Origin of the sequence: Streptomyces sp. NPDC046712 (assembly GCF_040645695.1) — a bacterium.
Lineage (GTDB): Bacteria > Actinomycetota > Actinomycetes > Streptomycetales > Streptomycetaceae > Streptomyces.
Genome location: NZ_JBEYYW010000008.1, coordinates 110,363 through 128,301 on the forward strand (window position 1 = coordinate 110,363; position 17,939 = coordinate 128,301).

A 17,939-nucleotide genomic window follows, 5' to 3' on the forward strand; every position below is an offset into this window, starting at 1 on the left:
GATCGAATGATACAAATTGATCTGACAAGCATCGAATGCCGACGACTCTCGGGAGTGTCTCCATGACCATCACGGCCGAGCAGCGCCGCGCTCGAATCCTGGACGTCGTGCGCGAGCTCGGAACCGTTCGCGTGGTGGAGCTCGCGGAGCGCATCGGCCTCGCGGCCGTCACCGTCCGCCGGGACGTCGCTGCTCTCGCCGACGCCGGGTTGCTTCACCGCTCACACGGCGCGGTGTCATCCCCCCTCCCGGAGAACGTTGCTCCAGGGCTGACCCATCAGCACAGGGCGATCGGCATGCTCGTCCCCACGGTCGGCTCGTACTTCGACGAGATCATCGACGGCGCCCGTTCCGCCGCCACCGCGGCCGGCGCCCGCCTCGTACTTGGCATCTCCGCCTACGAGTCCTCCCACGATCGTGACCAGGCGGACCAGCTGCTCGAATCGGGCGTCGACGGCCTGCTGCTCACCCCCAACTGGAAACCGGGCGGCCGCCCCGAGAACAGCATGTGGATCGGTGACCTGCGGGTGCCCGCCGTCCTGGTCGAGCGGCGTGCGGCGCCCGACAGTCCCTTCGCCGAACTGGACTCGGTCAGCTCCGACCACCACCACGGTGTGCTGAGGGCCTTGAGACAGCTGTCCTCGTTCGGCCACCGCTCCGTGCTGCTCGCCGCCCGCGACGACAGCTGGACGGCATATCAGGTCCGGTCCGGTTACGAGGAGGCCACGCGGCTGCTGGGGCTCGAGCCGCAGCCCGTCATCGACATCGACCGGCCGGGCGGCGACATGGAAGACGTCGCCACGCAGATCGCCGAGGCCGTCGAAGGCGGTGTGCGGGCCGTGCTGGTCCACAACGACCAGGCCGCCATCCAGCTGGTTCCGCTGCTCCGTGCCCGTGGTCTGCGGGTCCCGGACGACCTGGCGCTGATCTCGTACGACGACGTTTTCGCGGCGTTGGCCGCCCCTGCGTTGACTGCCGTTGCGCCGCCCAAGCGGGCGGTGGGCGCGGCAGCGCTGGAGTTGCTGCTGAGCCGCCTGGGTAGCGGGCATGACCTGCCGGTCAGCCATGTGGAACTCCTGCCCGACCTGAAGATCCGCACCTCCTGCGGTGGCGCGGGCCAGTGATCGCACCGGCGCGCGATGGCCGGGAGGGGTCAGCCGCGCAGCCGGGCGAGGTGGTCCGCTCCGGGGCCGAGCAGGGGGGCCAGCGGGGCGGCGTCCGGGTACCAGGGCGCCTCGTACTCCCAGGACACCCAGCAGTCCGGCGGCAGCAGGCGCACGCACTCGCCGATGGGCAGCACACCCGCGCCGAGTGCCAGGGGGGTGAGGTCGGTCAGGCCGCTCACGTCCTTGACCTGGACATAGCCCAGGTGGGGCCGCAGCGCTTCCCAGCTGGTCGGCGGGGGCTCGCCGGCCAGCTGGGTGTGGAGCAGGTCCCACAGCGCACCGATGGCCGGGTGGCCGACGAGGTCGAGCACCCGAGCCGCGTCGCGCCCGGCACGGTGTGAGTCGTGCGTCTCCAGCAGGACGCGTACGCCCAGGGCCTGAGCCTCGTCGGCCACCGCGGCCAGGCGTCGGGCGGCGCGCCGGTCGGCCTCGCCGGTCGCGCCTTCGTTGCCCCGGGGGAACACCCGCACATGCGGGGCGCCCAGGTCGGCGGCCAGCCGGAGGTGCTCGAGCAGCGCGGCCACCAGGGGGCCGTCCTCACCCGGCTCGGCGACACCGACGTAGCTCGCGACGGCGAGTGGCGTGAGGCCGGCGGTGTCGAGCGCTCGCCGGGCGCGGCGCCGTGCTGTGGCCGTCATGGCCGTGTGAACCGGCTCGCCGGGCGCGCAGCGGAGTTCCAGGCCGGACCAGCCGTGGTCGGCTGCGAGGGGGATCACCTCGGTGAGTGGCATGCCCGGCAGGCCGAGGGTGGAGAAGGCGAGTCGCACAGTGTCAGTCTTTCCGGTGGGCGGTCGGGCGGTCGGGGTCGAGCAGCGCCTCGTGCTCGCTGCCGTCCGGCCAGAGCACGTGGATCGTCGACCCCTCGGTGCGCACGTGCGGGCCGTCGAAGCGGCGGGAGGCCGAACGGCTGAGGCGGACGTCGGCGATGAACCGTGAGGTTCCGCTGCCGGTACGACCGGTCAGCACGGGCAGCGCGCCCACGGCGCCGAAGGCAGTGCCGGACGGGAGGCGGCGGATCGCCGCCGTGTCGGTCAGGCCTTCGACGCACCGGAGGGCCGAAGTCAGCCGCACGCCACCCGCATCGGCGGTCGCGCCGGCGCGACCGCCATCGGTCCACGTCTCGACCGTGTCGCCGGCCACGGCCCAGCCGCCGTGCCGCACTTCGGTGCCCGGTGCGGCGCCGGTGACCAGGTGTACGTGGATCTCGTGGGTGCCTGCGGCGAGGACGAGCGAGGTCACGGTGACTCCGGGAAGTTCGGTGCCGCCGATCCGCGGCTGGTGCGCCGAGGCCGCCCAGCCGTCTCCGGCGCCGAGCGGGCGGATCCTCCCGCGCTCGCTGAGTTCGCCGTCGACCACCAGGCCGAAGTGATTGTCCGCGGGGCCGTCGTGGACCGGGCCGGTGGCGGTGGAGTAGCCGAGCCGGGCGTACAGCGGGTCGTCGGCGAGCACCTCGTCGGCCGGCTGGTCGTCGCTGCCGTGGTTGTGCAGGCGAACCAGACCGTCGGCGGCGGTGGACTGGATCAGCCAGCCCGGCCGGGGCAACGGGTGAACGGCGTCGCCGTGTTCGGCCGGCGTCATCTCCTCGGGCTCCGTCCACACAGGGTGGTCGGGTGGCAGCAGCAGCCCGAGGAAGCCCTTGCTCGCCCAGTAGGGCGAGGCCGGTCCCGAGTACGACTGGATCATTGGCGGGTACGGGCCGAACCAGCCGAGCGAGAGCAGGCCGTCCGGTTCGCTCGCACCCCGGTCGAGGAAGTAGCGCAGCGTGCCGGAGGCGAGGCGGCGGGTGACGCCTGGTGCCAGCGGGGTGTGCCCGCTCAGTGCGCCTGCCCACAGCGGGGCCGCGGCGGCGAAGCGGTAGGTGAGCGAGCGGCCTTGGTGCATCGGGGCGCCGTCGGCGCCGAAGGTCCGGGCGTAGCTGTCGAGGTGGGCTGCGAGGCGGGCGCCGTAGGTGTTGAGCAGGTCATCCTCGCCGCTCAGGTGGGCGTGCAGGACGGGGTAGAGGTGGAAGGCCCAGCCGTTGTAGTGGTCGAAGGCTCGCGGGCGGCCGTCGGTGTACCAGCCCTCGCCGAGGTACCACTGCTCGATCTTCGCCAGGCCGCGTGCGACCGCGGCACGTGCGGCGCCGTCGTGGTCGAGGCCGGCTTCGGCCAGGAACCCACCGACGGTGAAGGGGAACAACCACCAGTTGTTGTCGACCGGGGCATGGTGCAGGGCACCGGCCAGCCATGCCCTGGTCCGCTCGCGCGTCTGCTCGTCGAGCCGGTCCCACAGCCAGGGCCGGGTGAGGCGCAGGGCGAGGGCGATCGACGCGGCCTCGACCATGGCCTGATTGCGGTCGGCGATGGCGAGCCAGGAGACCTGGTCCCCTTCGGTCAGGTCGCGCTCGGAGGTCGGGGTCCGGGTGCCTGCGGCCAGTCCTTCGGCGTACCGGGGCAGCAGTCCGTGCGGGTCGTCGCCGCCCGCCCCGGCAACCCGGAAGGCGGCGAGCAGGAAGGTTCTGGCGAAGCCCTCCAGTCCGTCGGAGCGGGTGCCGGAGAAGCTGGGGCGCGGCCCGGGCAGGTTGATCAGGGCGTGGCCTGGCCCTGCGAACGGCTGGACGGCTGCCAGGAGGCCGTCGGCGACGGCCTCCCAGTGCTGCCTGGTCCAGCCGGTGCCGGGGCTGAGTCGCCGGTCCTCCGGGGGAAGCTGGATCGAGGGCATGGCTGAGTTCCTTGATCGAAACGACGGACCTGAGAGCGATACTCGGATCACTCCGACCGAATGATCCGATGATGACACTTCAAATCCAGTCGAAGCAGTGCGTGCGCCTGCATCGTTACCCGAAAGCGACCCCTGGAAGGAAATATCACTTGAGATCATTCGATCGATTTCTATTGACTCCGATCTCATGCGGTCGCAAGATGGCGGCATCGCCTCGCTGACCTCCCTTCCTCCCAGCGATCGGCGTCCGATTCGGGCATATCGACCCCCTTCTCAGGAGCCGTGCCATGTCTACTCCTCGTACCTCCCGGCGCAGAGTTCTTCGCCTGACCGCAGCGGTCACCGCCTCCGCGCTCTCCCTCTCGCTCCTCGCGGCCTGCGGGGTCGGCGACGGTTCGGACGCCTCTGCGGCGGGCGACGGCAAGCCCGTCACCATCACCTTCTGGGGCTGGGCCAAGGGCACCAAGGAAGTCGTGGACGCCTTCAACGCCTCGCACAAGGACATCAAGGTCAACTTCGAGCAGATCCCCTCCGGCATCAACGGCGGGTACGCCAAGATCTCGGACGCCTCCAAGGCCGGCAACGCGCCCGACCTCTTCAACGTGGAGTACGCGGCCCTGCCGGACTTCGTCAGCCAGGGCGCCGTGCAGGACATCACCAAGCTGGTCTCCAATGACCTGAAAGCGAAGTACCTGCCGCAGGCCATGTGGCTGACGACCCTCGCCGAGTCCACCTGGGCGCTCCCCCTCGACGCCGCCCCGCAGGCCCTCTTCTACCGCAAGGACCTCTTCGCGAAGGCCGGCATCACCACGCCGCCGAAGACCTGGGACGAGTACCGGACCGCCGCGCAGAAGCTCAAGGCGACCAACCCCAAGACCCGGATCGGCACCTTCTTCCCCGACGACCCGAGCTCGTTCCAGGCGTTCTCCTGGCAGGCCGGCGCCGAGTGGTTCTACGCCAAGGGAGACTCCTGGAAGGTAAACATCGACAGTGCCGAGACGAGCCGCGTCAGCGACTACTGGCAGAAGCTGATCTCCGACGACCTGGTCCGTCTCCACCCGTCGTTCAGCCAGCAGTGGACCGCCTCGCTGCAGAAGGGCGAGACCGCCGCGTACCTCGGCGCCGCCTGGGGCGGCGGCGTGCTCAAGAGCAACCTGGCCACGACCCCCGACGCCTCCGGCAAGTGGGCCGTCGCCCCGATCCCGACCTGGGACGGCGTGCCCGCCAGCGGCATGCTCGGCGGCTCCACCTTCGCCGTCTCGAAGAACAGCAAGAAGGCGAAGGCCGCCGTCGAGTTCGCCACCTGGGCCACCACCACGCCCGAGGGCATCAAGGCGCGTATCGCCTCGGGCACCTCCTCGATGTTCCCGGCCGCTCCCAAGCTCGTGCCCGTCGCCAAGGCCGCCTTCAACACCGACTTCTACGGCGGCCAGGACATCTACAGCGTCTTCATCGACGCAGCCAAGTCGATCAAGACGACCTGGCAGTGGGGTCCGACCATGGGTGTCACCAACAACGAGCTGAAGAACGCCTTCGGCAAGCTGAGCCAGGGCGGCACCATCCAGGCGGGCGTCGACGCCGCCCAGGAGAGCACAGTCGCCGAGCTCAAGAACCGCGGACTCAAGGTAGCCAAGTGAACCACCGCACCACCGACTCCTCCCGCGCCGCCTCCGTCAGGCGGCCCGGGAGGTACGGCGCCCCTGCCATGCTGATCGCCCCGTTCCTCGCGGTCTTCACTGCGGCGATGCTCGTCCCGATCGGCTACGCCGTCTATATGAGCCTGTTCACCGAGCAGCGCTCGGGCCTCGGCTTCGGCGACGCCGAGTCCGTCTTCACCGGGCTCGGCAACTACACCCGAGCACTGACGGACCCGGCCTACCGAGACGGCTACCTGACGATCGGCCTGTACTGCCTGCTCTACATCCCGGTGATGATCGGCCTGTCGCTGTTCGTGGCGCTGCTGCTGGACTCGGTGTACGCACGGGCCAAGCGCTTCTTCCAGCTGGCGCTGTTCCTGCCGCACGCCGTGCCCGGCATCATCGCGGCCCTGATCTGGATGTACCTGTACACCCCCGGCATCAGCCCGGTCGTCGACACTCTCGGCAGCGCCGGCGCGGAGATCGACTTCCTCGGCCATCCGCTGCCGGCCGTGGTCAACATCGCGGTCTGGGAGTGGACGGGTTACAACATGATCATCTTCTTCGCCGCGCTGCAGGCCATCCCGCGCGAGGTCCACGAAGCCGCCATGGTGGACGGCGCAGGAGCCTTGCGCACCGCCTTCAGCATCAAGATCCCGCTGATCAAGGCATCCATCGCGATGGTCGCCCTGTTCACGATCATCGGCTCGCTCCAGCTGTTCACCGAACCGATGATCCTGCGCGGCGCGGCCCCGGGCGTCACCACCACCTGGACCCCCAATATGTACGCGTTCACCGCCGCCTTCGAGCACAACAACTACGGCCTGGCCGCTGCCGCCTCCGTCATGCTCGCGCTCGCTGCCGCCCTGCTCTCCTTCATCATCACCCGGGCCGGCCGCACCCGGTCCGAGCGCCGGACGGAGGCCGCCCGATGAGCGCGCACGCCAGGAAGTCCCGACACTGGTCCTTCTCCAAGGGCGCGGTCAACGCCGCCCTTGGGCTGGTCACCCTCTACACGCTGCTGCCTCTCGGCTGGCTGGTCACCGCCTCCGCCAAGAACACGCCGGACCTGGTCGGAGGCAACAGCCTTTCGCTGAGCAACTTCCACCTCGGCGACAACCTGAACAGCCTGGCCACAGCCGAGGGCGGCATCTACTTCCGCTGGTTCCTCAACTCCCTGCTCTACGCCGGGGGTGGCGCCCTGCTCTGCGCGTTCATCTGCGTCTGCGCGGGCTACGCCTTCGAGGTCTACCGGTTCCCGGGGAAGGAGAAGCTGTTCGGCCTGGTGCTGGTCGGCGTACTGGTTCCCACCACGGCGCTGGCGCTGCCGATGTACCTGCTCGCCTCCGACGTCGGCCTCGTCAACACCTTCTGGGCCGTCTTCATCCCCAGCCTGGTCTTCCCCTTCGGGGTGTACCTCTCCCGGATCTTCGTCGCGGGCTACGTGCCCGGCGAGGTCCTGGAGGCCGCCAGGATGGACGGTGCCGGGGAGCTGCGCACCTTCTGGTCGATCGGTCTGCGGATGGTGATGCCGGGCTTCGTCACGGTGTTCCTGTTCCAGTTCACCGCCATCTGGAACAACTTCTTCCTGCCGCTGGTGATGCTCTCCGACGACCGGCTCTTCCCGGTCAGCCTCGGCCTCTACAGCTGGAACGCGCAGACCCGCAGCTTCCCCGAGTTCTATCCGCTTGTGGTCACCGGTTCCCTGGTCGCCGTGATCCCGCTCATCGTCGCCTTCGTCGCCCTGCAGCGGCACTGGAAGGCCGGCCTGACCGCAGGCAGCGTCAAGTGACCGCCCCGACCACGAGCCTCGCCAACCCGACGGAGTACCGAGTGCCCCAGACCGCAGCCGACTCTGATCTCTACCGGCACCGGCCGCGAGCCCTCCTGGCCATGCACCCGCAGCTCGCCCCCCAGCTCATCGACGCGGCCACCATGGCCCGGCTGAGCCAGCTCGCCGACCTCGACCCCACGCTCGTGCTCGACGACTTCACCACTCCCGAAGCCCTCGCCGCACTCGCCGATACCGAAGTACTCGTCACCAGCTGGGGCTGCCCGCCCCTCGACGATGCGGTCCTGGCGGCCGCGCCCCAGTTGCGTGCAGTCATCCACGCCGCCGGCTCGGTAAAACACCACGTCACCGACGCCTGCTGGGAACGTGGCATCCAGGTCACCTCCGCTGCCTGGGCCAACGCCCTGCCGGTCGCCGAGTACACCGTCGCCGCCATCCTGTTCTCCAACAAGCAGGTGCTGCAGCTGGCCGCCGACTACCGCAAGCACCGCGCCCCGTACGACTGGCAAGCCGCCTACGGTCACGTCGGTAACTACCGCCGCACCGTGGGGATCGTCGGCGCCTCCCGGATCGGCCGTCGCGTGCTCGATCTGCTCCGGCCGTTCGACCTGCAGCTGCTGCTGCACGACCCCTTTGTGGGCCCCGACGAAGCCGACGCACTCGGCGCCCGTGCGGTCGCACTGGACGAACTGTGTGCGCTCAGCGACGTGGTGAGCATCCACGCTCCGGAGGTGCCGTCCACCCGGCACATGATCGACAGCCGCCGGCTCGCCCTCATGCCCGACGGGGCCACTCTCATCAACACCTCGCGCGGCTCGCTGATCGACCAGGAAGCAATGGTCGACGAGCTGGTCACCGGGCGTCTCAACGCCGTGCTCGACGTCACCTCGCCTGAGGTTCTACCCGCGGACTCTCCGCTCTACAACCTGCCCAACGTCCTGCTCACGCCGCACATCGCCGGCTCCGTCGGAGGCGAACTGCACCGCATGGCCGCGGCCGCGGCCGACGAACTCGCCCGCTACACCGCAAGGCTGCCCTTCGCCCACCCGGTGAGGGCGCAGGACATCCACCGCACGGCGTGAACGTCGCCTGCCTGCTTCACCAAGGAGTACCCCACTCATGTCCCGCAAAGTGATCGGCATCGTGATGAACGGTGTCACCGGCCGGATGGGTTACCGCCAGCACCTGGTCCGCTCGATCCTGGCCATCCGCGAGCAGGGCGGCCTCGCCCTCGGCGACGGCGTGGTGCTGTGGCCGGAGCCGATCCTGGTCGGCCGCAGTGCCGACAAGCTGAAGGCGCTCGCCGAGCGCCATGGCCTGGAGCACTGGACCACCTCGCTGGACGACGCGCTCGCCCACCCGCTGGCAGAGATCTACTTCGACGCCCAGCTGACACAGGTCCGTGAGCCGGCGATCCGCAAGGCGATCGCCGCCGGCAAGCACATCTACACAGAGAAGCCCACCGCCGAATCCCTCGACGCCGCACTGGAGCTGGCCCGCCTCGCCCGTGAGGCAGGGGTATGCAACGGCGCCGTGCAGGACAAGCTGTTCCTGCCCGGTCTGCTCAAGCTCAAGCGGCTGGTGGACAGCGGCTTCTTCGGCCGGATCCTGTCTGTTCGCGGCGAGTTCGGCTACTGGGTGTTCGAGGGCGACTGGCAGGAGGCCCAGCGCCCGTCCTGGAACTACCGGGCCGAGGACGGCGGCGGCATGATCCTGGACATGTTCCCGCACTGGCGGTACGTGCTGGACAACGTCATCGCCCCGGTCCGCTCGGTGTACGCGCACACCGCCACCCACATCCCCGAACGCGTGGACGAGCAGGGCAAGCCCTACGCCGCGACCGCCGACGACGCCGCGTACGGCATCTTCGAGCTGGCGGGTGGGATCACCGCGCAGATCAACTCCTCCTGGGCGGTGCGGGTGGACCGCGACGAACTGGTGGAGTTCCAGGTCGACGGCACCGAGGGCAGCGCGGTGGCGGGCCTGCGCAACTGCCGTGTCCAGCACCGGGCTTCGACGCCCAAGCCGGTCTGGAACCCTGACATTCCGGTCACCGAGTCGTTCCGTGATCAGTGGTACCAGGTTCCGGACAACGCCGAGTTCGACAACGGTTTCAAGGTGCAGTGGGAGCTGTTCCTGAAGCACGTCGTCACCGGCGCGCCGTACCAATGGGACCTGCTCGAGGGGGCCAAGGGCGTCCAGCTCGCCGAACTCGGACTGCGCTCCGCCCGCGAGGGCCGCCGCCTCGACGTCCCCGAGCTGGAGATCTGATGCCCGAGCTCAAGCTGCCCGGCATCGGCACGTACCGGATGCGCGCCCCCGAACCGCTGGACCTGCCCGGGACGGATTCCAGACACCGGACTGCGTCCTCCTCCCGCACCGCGTTCGCCGCCGCGCATGTGGTCGCCGATCCGCTCGGGCACAATGCCCCCGGCGCCCCCGCCGCCGTGGACTGGGAGGCCACCCTCGCTTTCCGTCACCACCTCTGGCGACTCGGCTTCGGCATCGCCGACGCCATGGACACCGCGCAGCGCGGCATGGGCCTCGACTGGGCCGCGACCAAGGAACTGATCACCCGCTCGGGAGCGGAGGCCCGCGCCGTGGGCGGCAGCCTCGCCTGCGGCGTCGGTACCGACCAACTCTCCTCGAATGAAGCCTCTTTGGCGGAGATCCAGGCCTCCTACGAGGAGCAGCTCGAGGTGGTCGAGCAGGCCGGCGCCCAGCCGATCCTGATGGCCAGCCGGGCACTCGCCTCCGAGGCGGACGGCCCGGACGACTACCTGCACCTCTACGGCAGTCTGATCGGCCAGTCGCGGCAACCCGTCATCCTCCACTGGCTCGGCGAGATGTTCGACCCGGCACTGAAGGGCTACTGGGGATCCGCCGACCTCGACCGTGCCTCCGAGACGGTCCTTGAGCTCATCAAGGAGCATGCCGACCGGATCGACGGCATCAAGGTGTCCCTGCTCGATGCCGATCGCGAGATCGCCCTGCGCCGCGCCCTGCCCGAGGGAGTCCGTCTCTACACCGGAGACGACTTCAACTACCCCGAACTCATCCGCGGTGACGAACTCGGACACAGTCACGCCCTGCTGGGCATCTTCGACCCGATCGCCGCCACGGCGGCCGCCGCCCTGCGCGCCCTGGACGCCGGAGACCTGGAGCGGTACGACGACCTGCTGGCCCCGACCCTGCCGCTTGCCCGGCACCTGTTCGCCGCGCCGACCTTCCACTACAAGACCGGCATCGTGTTCCTGGCCTGGTTGTCCGGCCACCAGGACCACTTCACCATGGTCGCCGGCGCGCACAGCGGACGCTCCCTCCCTCACCTGGTGGAGTTGTTCCGTCTCGCCGACGCAGCCGGAATCCTGCCCGACCCGGATCTCGCCGCCCACCGGATGCGCGCGTTCCTCGCCCTGGCGGGGGTAGAGGCCTGATGCGGCTGTCGCTGAACCAGATCACCACCAAGGGCTGGAGCCTGCCCGAGGCAGTCCAGGGCTGTGTGGACGCCGACATCCCGGCGATCGGCCTGTGGCGGGACAAGGTCGCCGAGGTCGGTGTCGCCGAGGCGGCGAAACGGGTCCGCGACGCGGGCCTGGCGGTCAGCTCCCTGTGCCGGGGCGGCTTCCTCACGGCCAGCGGTCCCGATGGCCGCCAATGCGCCCTCGCCGAGAACTTCAGCGCACTGGAGGAGGCCGCCGAGCTCGGCACCGACACCCTGGTCATGGTCGTCGGCGGCCTGCCCGAGGGCAGCCGCGACCTCGTCGCCGCCCGAGAACGCGTGGCGGACCTGCTCGGCGAACTCGCCCCGCATGCCGGCGACTTCGGTGTACGTCTGGCGATCGAGCCGCTGCACCCCATGTTCTGCGCCGACCGCGCCGTGGTCTCCACTCTCGGCCAGGCCCTCGACCTCGCCGAGCGGTTCCCGGCCGAGCAGGTCGGTGTGGTCGTCGACAGCTACCACGTCTGGTGGGACCCGGACCTGGCCGCCCAGATCGCGCGGGCCGGCGCGGGCGGTCGGATCGCCTCGTACCAGGTCTGCGACTGGACCCTGCCCCTGCCCGCCGACGCCCTGCTCGGCCGCGGCCACGTCGGCGACGGACACATCGACTTCCGCGCCATGACCGACCAGGTCACCGCCGCCGGCTACACGGGCTGGATCGAGGTCGAGATCTTCAACGAGACGATCTGGAACTCCCCCGGCGAGCAGACCTTGCGGACCATGATCGAGCGCCATCGCGCGCACGTGGAAGCGCCGTGAAAGTCGTCTTCGCTCCGGACTCCTTCAAGGGGACCGTCACAGCCGCGGACGCGGCGCGAGCGCTGGCCGACGGCTGGCACTCCATCAGGCCGGACGATCATCTGACGATCCGTCCGATGGCCGACGGCGGCGAAGGCACCCTCGCCGCCGTCGCGGCCGCCCATCCAGTGACCTCCCTGCTCCGGGTGGGCGGCTGCACCGGCCCCGACGGCCGAACCGTCGACGGAGAGTACGCCCTCCTGCCGGACGGCACCGCCGTGGTCGAGCTCGCCACCGCCAGCGGTCTACCGCTGATGGGCCCACGCCTCGCCCCGCTCACCGCCACCACCCGCGGCACCGGCGAGATCATCGCCGCCGCCCTCGACCACGGCGCGACCCGCCTGCTGCTGGGACTCGGCGGCTCCGCTTCCACCGACGGCGGCACCGGGCTGCTCCACGTCCTCGGCCTGCGCCTCTTCGACGTCGCCGGCGCTCCCCTGCCCGACGGCGGCGGCGCGCTCGCCCGCGCCCACCGCATCGAGTGCGGCGGTCTGCGGCCCGCCCCGCCCGGCGGGGTGCAGCTGCTCACCGACGTCACCAACCCTCTCCTCGGGCCCGACGGCGCGGCGGCCGTGTACGGCCCTCAGAAGGGTGCCGGCCCCGAGGAGACCGCCCGGCTCGAGGCGGGCCTCACCCGTCTCAGCGAGCTGCTCGGCGGCGCACCGGAACGGGCCGGCGCCGGCGCAGCCGGCGGCACGGCCTACGGACTCGCGGCTACGTGGGGCGCGGCCATCACCCCCGGGGCGGCCGCCGTTGCCGATCTCCTCCGCCTCGACGAGGCCATCGCCTCGGCCGACCTGGTGGTCACCGGCGAGGGTCGGTTCGTGCCACCAGCCTGCGCGGAAAGGCCGTCGGCGAGGTCCTCGCCCGCGCCGCCCGCGCGGGTGTCCCCTCGCAGGTGGTGGCAGGCGAGTCCGCCGACCCGTCCGCGCTCACCCTCACCGCCCTCGCAGGCTCGGCCGACACCGCCCGTACGCAGGCCGCCTACTGGATCCGGCAGGCAGGCTCCCGTCTGGCCTGCGCGGCGGGGAAGCATGCTGCCGAAGACCTGGGGTAGGCGCGCCGGGCCACAGTCCGACTGAATTCTTCCGATCCGCGTGTGCCGCGGGGCGCCGCCGCCTCCGCGGTGCCCGCGGATCGGTCCGCACGTGCCCCTCCAGGCGACGGCCGGCTCCCTCGCAACCGCCGAGAGGCCGTGAGCGCAGCCATGGCCGACCCAGGTGGTCCGCCGGATGGCGTTGACCCCTGAGATGCGACCGGCGGGTTGGGGGCCGGCGCGTAGGTCTGCCCCGCCTTCGACGGGCCGGCCCGTACCATGCGGCCTCGATGTCCGCCGCGACTCTGGTGGGCATCGAGGCCGTCGGCATCGGCGGGGTGGCCCGCCTTCGCACTCCCGTCCACACCCGTCACACCCGCCGGCCGCTGCGAGGCGTTCCGGCGCTCAACGAGAACTGCGGGTGAGCCACGTCGAGGTACCGCCGCATGAGGCCCGGACCACCAGTTCAGGACGAAGCTGCACCTGATGAACCGGGCCGGCACCGTCGTCGGCCAGTCGCTGAAGCAGGATCTCGGCCGCGAGCCGCCCCAGGCGGTACTTCGGCGGGGAGACCGCAGTCAGCGGCACGTCGGCGACATCGGCGAACTCGTTGTCGTAACTCACCAGGGCGAGATCATCGGGCACGCGCAGCCCGAAGCGCCGGGCCGCCCCCAGCAGCAGTGAGGCCTCCCGGTCACCGAAGCACAGGGCCGCGGTCGCTCCTTGCGCGGCCAGCGTCCCGACCGCCCAGTCCGCCCGGCCGAGGTCCCATTCGTCCGTGAGCGCCCCGACCCGTACGGCGTCTCTCAGGCCGAGGTCCACGACCGCCCGCTCGTATCCGGCGGTGATCGGCGCGGCCGGCGGTCCGTCGCTGCGCAACACCAGCGCGATCCGCCGGTGCCCGAGGTCGTGCAGGTGCTGCACGGCGAGGTAGGCGCCGCTCTCGTGGTCCGTACAGACGTGTTCAGTGCTGTCCAGCGGGCCGGCGGCGGCGATCCGCCGTTCCATCAGCACCACCGGAACCGGCAGAGCCTGGAGTTCGGCCATCCGGGACAGCGGGTCGTCGAGCTCGTGGAGTATGGGGACCAGCAGCAGCCCGTGCACGCCGCCGTCGACCAGCCGGTCGATCGCCTCACGCTCGATCGACCCGTCGTAGTGGGAACAGGCGAGCGCCATGCGCGCGCCGGCCACGGCCAGGGCCACCTCTACGCCCTGGAGCACCCGCGGATAGTAGAGCATGGTAGTGGGCACCAGCACCCCCACAGCCTGGCCAGGGGGCCGGGCGGTCGTGGGACGGACAGTCGCGAAGGTTCCCGCGCCCTGCCGCCGCTCCACCAACTGCTGCCCCACCAGGACCTCGTAGGCGCGCCGGACGGTGGTCACCGACAGACCCGTCTCGACAGCTAGCGCGTGCTCTGTGGGCAGCTTGGAGCCTTGCGGCCAGGTACCGTCGAGGAGCCTGCGCCGCAGCTCGGCAGCCAGACGCCGGAACTTCAGCTCGCGTGCCGTCTGAGGCCGCAACTGCGTCATGTCCGTCATGCGCTCTCCTGTACGCCGGCGACGCTGCTCCGCATCCGAGGGAACGTATCGTCCGGGGTGGTCCGGCTGGCAGCCGTCTGCCGACCGTGAGGTTCTTGCGACGACGATCCCGCAAGGCCTGTCGTAGGGGCGTGCGGGATGCGCCCTGCAGGAATCGGCGAGCGGACGGCAGTCGAGCGGACGGTGTGGGGCGTCCCAGGGGCGCACCCAAGCAGCTCGTGGAAGCGGGGAATGGATTCCAGCGTGCAGGGGCGGCAACAGGTCGCCCCTTCCCGGCGCCAGACGCCGGACGAGGGCGTAGACCCCGTGCCAGGCGGGAGATCGGCCGGCACAGCACGCCACTTGACGGGTGTCGCACCGCGTCCGGCATCTGCGTCGAGGTGACGGGGTGCCCAGGCGGGCCAACCCGGCAACAGCCCCCGAGCTGTGCGCGGCGGCCACCGGGTTGTTGTGATCACCGGCAGTTCGACGTTGCCAGTTTCGTTGGTGATCTTGAACCGTGAAGTCGCCCCATGGCGATGGGAGCAGGCCCCCGCGGTTTCCGTACCCTGGGGCACAGACGTTCGCGAGGACCTGCTCCCACGTCGGCCGGTCAGCTCGCCTTGATCGCGAAGATGCGTGCGTTCGGCGCGCTCGGCAGCGTGATCGACGACAGGGTCTTTCCGGACGTGATCGGCACCGACCTCGTGTAGAGGCAGTATCCCGTGCCGGCGTCCGCCGGGCCGCTGGTGCTGTTGCGCCCGAACACCTTGAACGCGATCGTCGCGGGGTAGGTCGGCGCGCTCGCGCAGCTCCAGCTGGGGAAGCCCCATGTCGATGTGCTGGAGGTGCCGTCGGTGTAGTTCAGGCGGATCGTCCCACCGGATTCGCCGATGCCGGAGGCGCCGAGGAAGTTCACCTTCGATCCGGCGTAGTTGTAGTCGATCGTCTGACCGACCGGCTTGACGGAGTCGAACTGGCCGGAGGTGGTGTTCGGCCAGGTGTAGCCGACGCCGCCGATCGTGACGGTCTGCCCGGCCCTGACGCTGAGCGCCGTTCCGTCGGGCAGCTGGGCGTTGTTGGCCAGCCGGTCCGACGACAGGGTGTTACCGCCGGCGTCCCAGGTTCCCGCGGCCGGCGCGTCGCCGTCGGTGATCGCGGTGGCGTTGCGGGCGCTCGAGCCGTTGAGCCCGAAGTTCCAGCCGCTGTACGCAGCGGTGTTGGCGGCCTTCAGGCGGTACATGACCGCTGTGCCCGCCGGTACGGTGACGCTGAAGTTGCCGTTCGCATCGATGGACGTGATGTTGGGTCCGACGACCGGCGTGAGCGTGAACGCCTTCGCGGCCGTTCCGACGACCGACCCGCTCGTTGTCGCGGTGACCGGCTGGGTGGCCGAGCGGTTCATGATCGCGACCGCGTAGTCACCGTTGCTCAGCGGCTTGGCGAACACGTCGTACCCGGTACCCCGGGCGACCCGCTTCGCTGTCACAGCCAGTGCGTCCTGCCCCACCGCGATGATGCCGGGCTTGTTCATGAGGGCGGCCTGGGTGGAGGAGATGGCGCCGCTGTAGTTGGAGTTGCGGATCATCGCGACCATGTGGGTGTTCTGCATCGCCCACATCACGTAGCCACCGAGCTTGTTGTCGGCCGTGAGGGCCGTGTCGTCGAAGTACAGGCGGTCGGCGTCGAGGAAGTGGCCCTGCTTCCCGAACGGGCGCAGCCCTTCGATCATGTCGACGAGCGTGTTGGTGAGTCCCCAGCTCGTTCCGGCGACGTCGCCGCCGACGCGGTAGGCGTGTCCGGCAGGCACGATGCTGTTCATCATGCGCTGGAACAGCGGTGTGGCGTAGCCGTCGTTTTCCCAGTTCGCGTACGCCGGCGCGGAGATGTTCATCACCATCGACCTGCGCTTGCCGGGATCGGCGTCGTTCTTGATCGCGTTGATCGCGGTCGCAGCCCGGCGCGACGACTCGATGGCGCTGTTGATCTCGAGGTCGGTGTCGAGGATGGTGTAGCCGTACTTGTTGGTCGTGTTCGGTTCGCCGCAGTAGTCGACCTTGACGTAGTCGGCGCCGACGCTCGCGAAGAACCGGAAGTCCTTCTCGAAGTGGTCGAAGCTTCCGGGTGAGGCAATGCTGCGACCCCCGGGGTCGCACATGTACTTGCCGCCGCTGGTGTAGACGCCGAAGAAGAGTCCCTTGCTGTGCAGGTAGTCGCCGACGTCCTTGAGGCCGTTGGGGTACTTCGTCGGTGACGGGATGAGGTTGCCGGTGGTCTTGTCGCGTCCGTTAGTACAGTTCGGCACGACCGTGGCGTTGGCGTCCCAGTCGGTGCAGTCGGCCCGCACGGCCCAGGTGTCGTCGAACGAGACCGTGTTCCAGCCCTGAGCGGCGAGACCGGTGGCGACGGCGTCATCGGCCGTCTTCTTCATACTGGCGGCCGTCGTCCTGGTCCAGGACTCCGAGCGCAGGATCATCCGCGGCGTCTTGGCGTAGGAATGATCGACGTTGACCGTGTCGCTCGGGACGGTTCGCGACAGTGCGGCCGCTGGTTGCCCGGTAGTCGTTGTGACGGCGGTGAAAGTTGCCGCCGAAGCAAGAAGGGCGACGGCCCCCCGGCGGACTCGGACTTGGAGGAAAGATCTGACCTGCTGTGTGGGTATGCCGCCGGCTGCGGCCGTGATCATCGCCGCACTCGAGGCGACACGCTTGGAGGGGTCCATTGCGGAACTCCTTGATGTTTCCAGGATGGTTGAGGACGGGAACAAGACCGCCCCGCAGCCCTGAGGAGGGCGCGTCCCGTCGCACGATGCCGACCGAACCAGCAATCAGGCTGTGCTGGCTGAGCGGGCCCAGGCATCGGTGTCCGGCGACTTTGGTGGGCGATATCTTGCGACCACATAAGATCAGAGTCAAGGCTTCTGTAGCGAATGACCTGTTCGGCGATCGTCTGATCACTTGGTCAGGCTGTGAGCCACTGCTGGCCGGGCGGCCATCAAGGGGAGTGCAAGACAATCCCCGGCCACCGCCAGTCTTCGGTTTTGTCGCATGGGTAGCAGCTCCAGTGCTGTGGTCGGTGGTGATGGCCGCCCATGCTGGCGAGCGCGGAGAACAGGAATCAACAAGAACTCACCCAGGGGTTCGCCCTGCAGTCGACCGACGGCAACCACCATGGTGGTGTCGCTCGGGGCTTCGCATGATCGGATGTGAGGCACTGTGGACCGGCTGTCCAACAAGGACATCGCGGCGAGGCTGGTCATCTCGCGGCAAACCGCCGGGCCGCAAAGGTTTTCAGGTTGTCGCCGCGTAGTGACGGTTCATGATCTTCTGGAGGCTTCTGCCGCAACCGCCCCAGGGAGCCTCCAGTTACGGCCGCAAGGTGGGCAACGCCTTTGGCGGGCCTCCTCCAAAGGAGGCATGGGTACACGCTTCGTCGTCCTGAATCGGGTGAGCCGACACGTACCTAGGGTCCGCTGCTCCGGGCAGTGCGGACACGCCTGGATCAACTCCCTGTCACGTGAGGATCGACCTGATGCGCCTGCGCGTCATCGTCTCCGCCGCCGCCTGTTCCCTGATGCTGAGTTCCCAGTCCGAGCCCGACCGCGAGCACGAAGTCGCCCACGCGGTCGGCCGCGGGGATCGCCACCGTCGCGGACGCGGCGCAGGCGCTGGCCGACGCTGGCGATGCGCTGGACAGGCCGGCCCGGACGACCGGGAGTACGCCATCCGGCCGGGCCGGCACAGCCTCAGCCGAGCGCCCCCCGCCCCCGGCATCAGTACTGAGGGCGGAA

The 17,939-nt window shown here is 69.8% G+C and carries 14 protein-coding genes; 10 read left to right on the forward strand and 4 right to left on the reverse strand.

Features of this window, described 5'->3' with window-relative positions:
- Positions 1–62: 62 nt before the first annotated feature.
- Positions 63–1,124 carry a substrate-binding domain-containing protein gene (locus tag ABZ939_RS13330; protein ID WP_361852899.1) on the forward strand — a complete coding sequence of 354 codons (1,062 nt, stop codon included), beginning with the start codon at positions 63–65 and terminating at the stop codon, positions 1,122–1,124.
- A gap of 29 nt (positions 1,125–1,153) precedes the next feature.
- Here the strand turns inward: ABZ939_RS13330 and ABZ939_RS13335 are convergent, their stop codons facing one another.
- Together ABZ939_RS13335 and ABZ939_RS13340 are read right to left on the reverse strand one after the other, a co-directional pair.
- Positions 1,154–1,933 carry a sugar phosphate isomerase/epimerase gene (locus ABZ939_RS13335; protein ID WP_361852902.1) on the reverse strand — a complete coding sequence of 260 codons (780 nt, stop codon included), beginning with the start codon at positions 1,931–1,933 and terminating at the stop codon, positions 1,154–1,156.
- 4 nt (positions 1,934–1,937) lie between these two features.
- The gene (locus tag ABZ939_RS13340) at positions 1,938–3,866 is read right to left on the reverse strand and encodes a DUF2264 domain-containing protein (protein WP_361852905.1); all 1,929 of its coding nucleotides are present in this window, start codon (positions 3,864–3,866) and stop codon (positions 1,938–1,940) included.
- A gap of 287 nt (positions 3,867–4,153) precedes the next feature.
- Here ABZ939_RS13340 and ABZ939_RS13345 point away from each other — a divergent pair, with 287 nt between their 5' ends.
- From ABZ939_RS13345 to ABZ939_RS13385, 9 genes are all read left to right on the forward strand, one after another.
- On the forward strand, positions 4,154–5,503 hold the full coding sequence (locus tag ABZ939_RS13345; protein WP_361852908.1) for a sugar ABC transporter substrate-binding protein: 1,350 nt from the start codon (positions 4,154–4,156) through the stop codon (positions 5,501–5,503).
- A gap of 68 nt (positions 5,504–5,571) precedes the next feature.
- Positions 5,572–6,438: a sugar ABC transporter permease gene (locus tag ABZ939_RS13350; RefSeq protein WP_361853227.1), complete on the forward strand. Its 867-nt coding sequence runs from the start codon at positions 5,572–5,574 to the stop codon at positions 6,436–6,438.
- Entirely contained in the window at positions 6,435–7,295 is an 861-nt protein-coding gene (locus tag ABZ939_RS13355) for a carbohydrate ABC transporter permease (RefSeq protein WP_361852911.1), read from the forward strand. The genes ABZ939_RS13350 and ABZ939_RS13355 overlap by 4 nt, the downstream gene beginning before the upstream one ends.
- A gap of 101 nt (positions 7,296–7,396) precedes the next feature.
- Positions 7,397–8,377 (forward strand): hydroxyacid dehydrogenase, encoded by a 981-nt coding sequence (locus ABZ939_RS13360; protein ID WP_361853231.1) that lies wholly within the window; start codon positions 7,397–7,399, stop codon positions 8,375–8,377.
- A 37-nt stretch (positions 8,378–8,414) separates the two neighbouring features.
- Complete coding sequence (locus tag ABZ939_RS13365) at positions 8,415–9,566, forward strand: Gfo/Idh/MocA family oxidoreductase (RefSeq protein WP_361852914.1); 1,152 nt, start codon at positions 8,415–8,417, stop codon at positions 9,564–9,566.
- Between the two features lie 38 nt (positions 9,567–9,604).
- Positions 9,605–10,732 carry a dihydrodipicolinate synthase family protein gene (locus ABZ939_RS13370; RefSeq protein WP_361853234.1) on the forward strand — a complete coding sequence of 376 codons (1,128 nt, stop codon included), beginning with the start codon at positions 9,605–9,607 and terminating at the stop codon, positions 10,730–10,732.
- Complete coding sequence (locus ABZ939_RS13375; RefSeq protein ID WP_361852917.1) at positions 10,732–11,556, forward strand: sugar phosphate isomerase/epimerase family protein; 825 nt, start codon at positions 10,732–10,734, stop codon at positions 11,554–11,556. The genes ABZ939_RS13370 and ABZ939_RS13375 overlap by 1 nt, the downstream gene beginning before the upstream one ends.
- Positions 11,553–12,677 carry a glycerate kinase gene (locus ABZ939_RS13380; RefSeq protein ID WP_361852919.1) on the forward strand — a complete coding sequence of 375 codons (1,125 nt, stop codon included), beginning with the start codon at positions 11,553–11,555 and terminating at the stop codon, positions 12,675–12,677. Before ABZ939_RS13375 ends, ABZ939_RS13380 begins: the two co-directional genes overlap by 4 nt.
- Before the next feature lie 244 nt (positions 12,678–12,921).
- Entirely contained in the window at positions 12,922–13,056 is a 135-nt protein-coding gene (locus tag ABZ939_RS13385) for a hypothetical protein (protein WP_361852921.1), read from the forward strand.
- On the opposite strand, the gene ABZ939_RS13390 is transcribed toward ABZ939_RS13385, so the two are convergent.
- Together ABZ939_RS13390 and ABZ939_RS13395 are read right to left on the reverse strand one after the other, a co-directional pair.
- Positions 13,037–14,170, reverse strand: coding sequence for a substrate-binding domain-containing protein (locus ABZ939_RS13390; RefSeq protein WP_361852924.1), 1,134 nt, complete (start codon positions 14,168–14,170; stop codon positions 13,037–13,039). The two genes, ABZ939_RS13385 and ABZ939_RS13390, sit on opposite strands and share 20 nt — an antisense overlap.
- A gap of 592 nt (positions 14,171–14,762) precedes the next feature.
- Complete coding sequence (locus ABZ939_RS13395; protein WP_361852927.1) at positions 14,763–16,625, reverse strand: glycoside hydrolase family 27 protein; 1,863 nt, start codon at positions 16,623–16,625, stop codon at positions 14,763–14,765.
- Positions 16,626–17,939: the final 1,314 nt, after the last annotated feature.

What these genes read in the sequence shown, in the direction of transcription:
- ABZ939_RS13385 (WP_361852921.1), top strand. Translation starts at nt 12,922, where the DNA reads ATGTCCGCCGCGACTCTGGTGGGCATCGAGGCCGTCGGCATCGGCGGG.
- ABZ939_RS13360 (WP_361853231.1), top strand. Translation starts at nt 7,397, where the DNA reads ATGCACCCGCAGCTCGCCCCCCAGCTCATCGACGCGGCCACCATGGCC.
- ABZ939_RS13340 (WP_361852905.1), bottom strand. Translation starts at nt 3,866, where the DNA reads ATGCCCTCGATCCAGCTTCCCCCGGAGGACCGGCGACTCAGCCCCGGC.
- ABZ939_RS13370 (WP_361853234.1), top strand. Translation starts at nt 9,605, where the DNA reads ATGCGCGCCCCCGAACCGCTGGACCTGCCCGGGACGGATTCCAGACAC.
- ABZ939_RS13390 (WP_361852924.1), bottom strand. Translation starts at nt 14,170, where the DNA reads ATGACGGACATGACGCAGTTGCGGCCTCAGACGGCACGCGAGCTGAAG.
- ABZ939_RS13330 (WP_361852899.1), top strand. Translation starts at nt 63, where the DNA reads ATGACCATCACGGCCGAGCAGCGCCGCGCTCGAATCCTGGACGTCGTG.
- ABZ939_RS13395 (WP_361852927.1), bottom strand. Translation starts at nt 16,625, where the DNA reads ATGATCCTGCGCTCGGAGTCCTGGACCAGGACGACGGCCGCCAGTATG.
- ABZ939_RS13375 (WP_361852917.1), top strand. Translation starts at nt 10,732, where the DNA reads ATGCGGCTGTCGCTGAACCAGATCACCACCAAGGGCTGGAGCCTGCCC.
- ABZ939_RS13350 (WP_361853227.1), top strand. Translation starts at nt 5,572, where the DNA reads ATGCTGATCGCCCCGTTCCTCGCGGTCTTCACTGCGGCGATGCTCGTC.
- ABZ939_RS13345 (WP_361852908.1), top strand. Translation starts at nt 4,154, where the DNA reads ATGTCTACTCCTCGTACCTCCCGGCGCAGAGTTCTTCGCCTGACCGCA.
- ABZ939_RS13365 (WP_361852914.1), top strand. Translation starts at nt 8,415, where the DNA reads ATGTCCCGCAAAGTGATCGGCATCGTGATGAACGGTGTCACCGGCCGG.
- ABZ939_RS13355 (WP_361852911.1), top strand. Translation starts at nt 6,435, where the DNA reads ATGAGCGCGCACGCCAGGAAGTCCCGACACTGGTCCTTCTCCAAGGGC.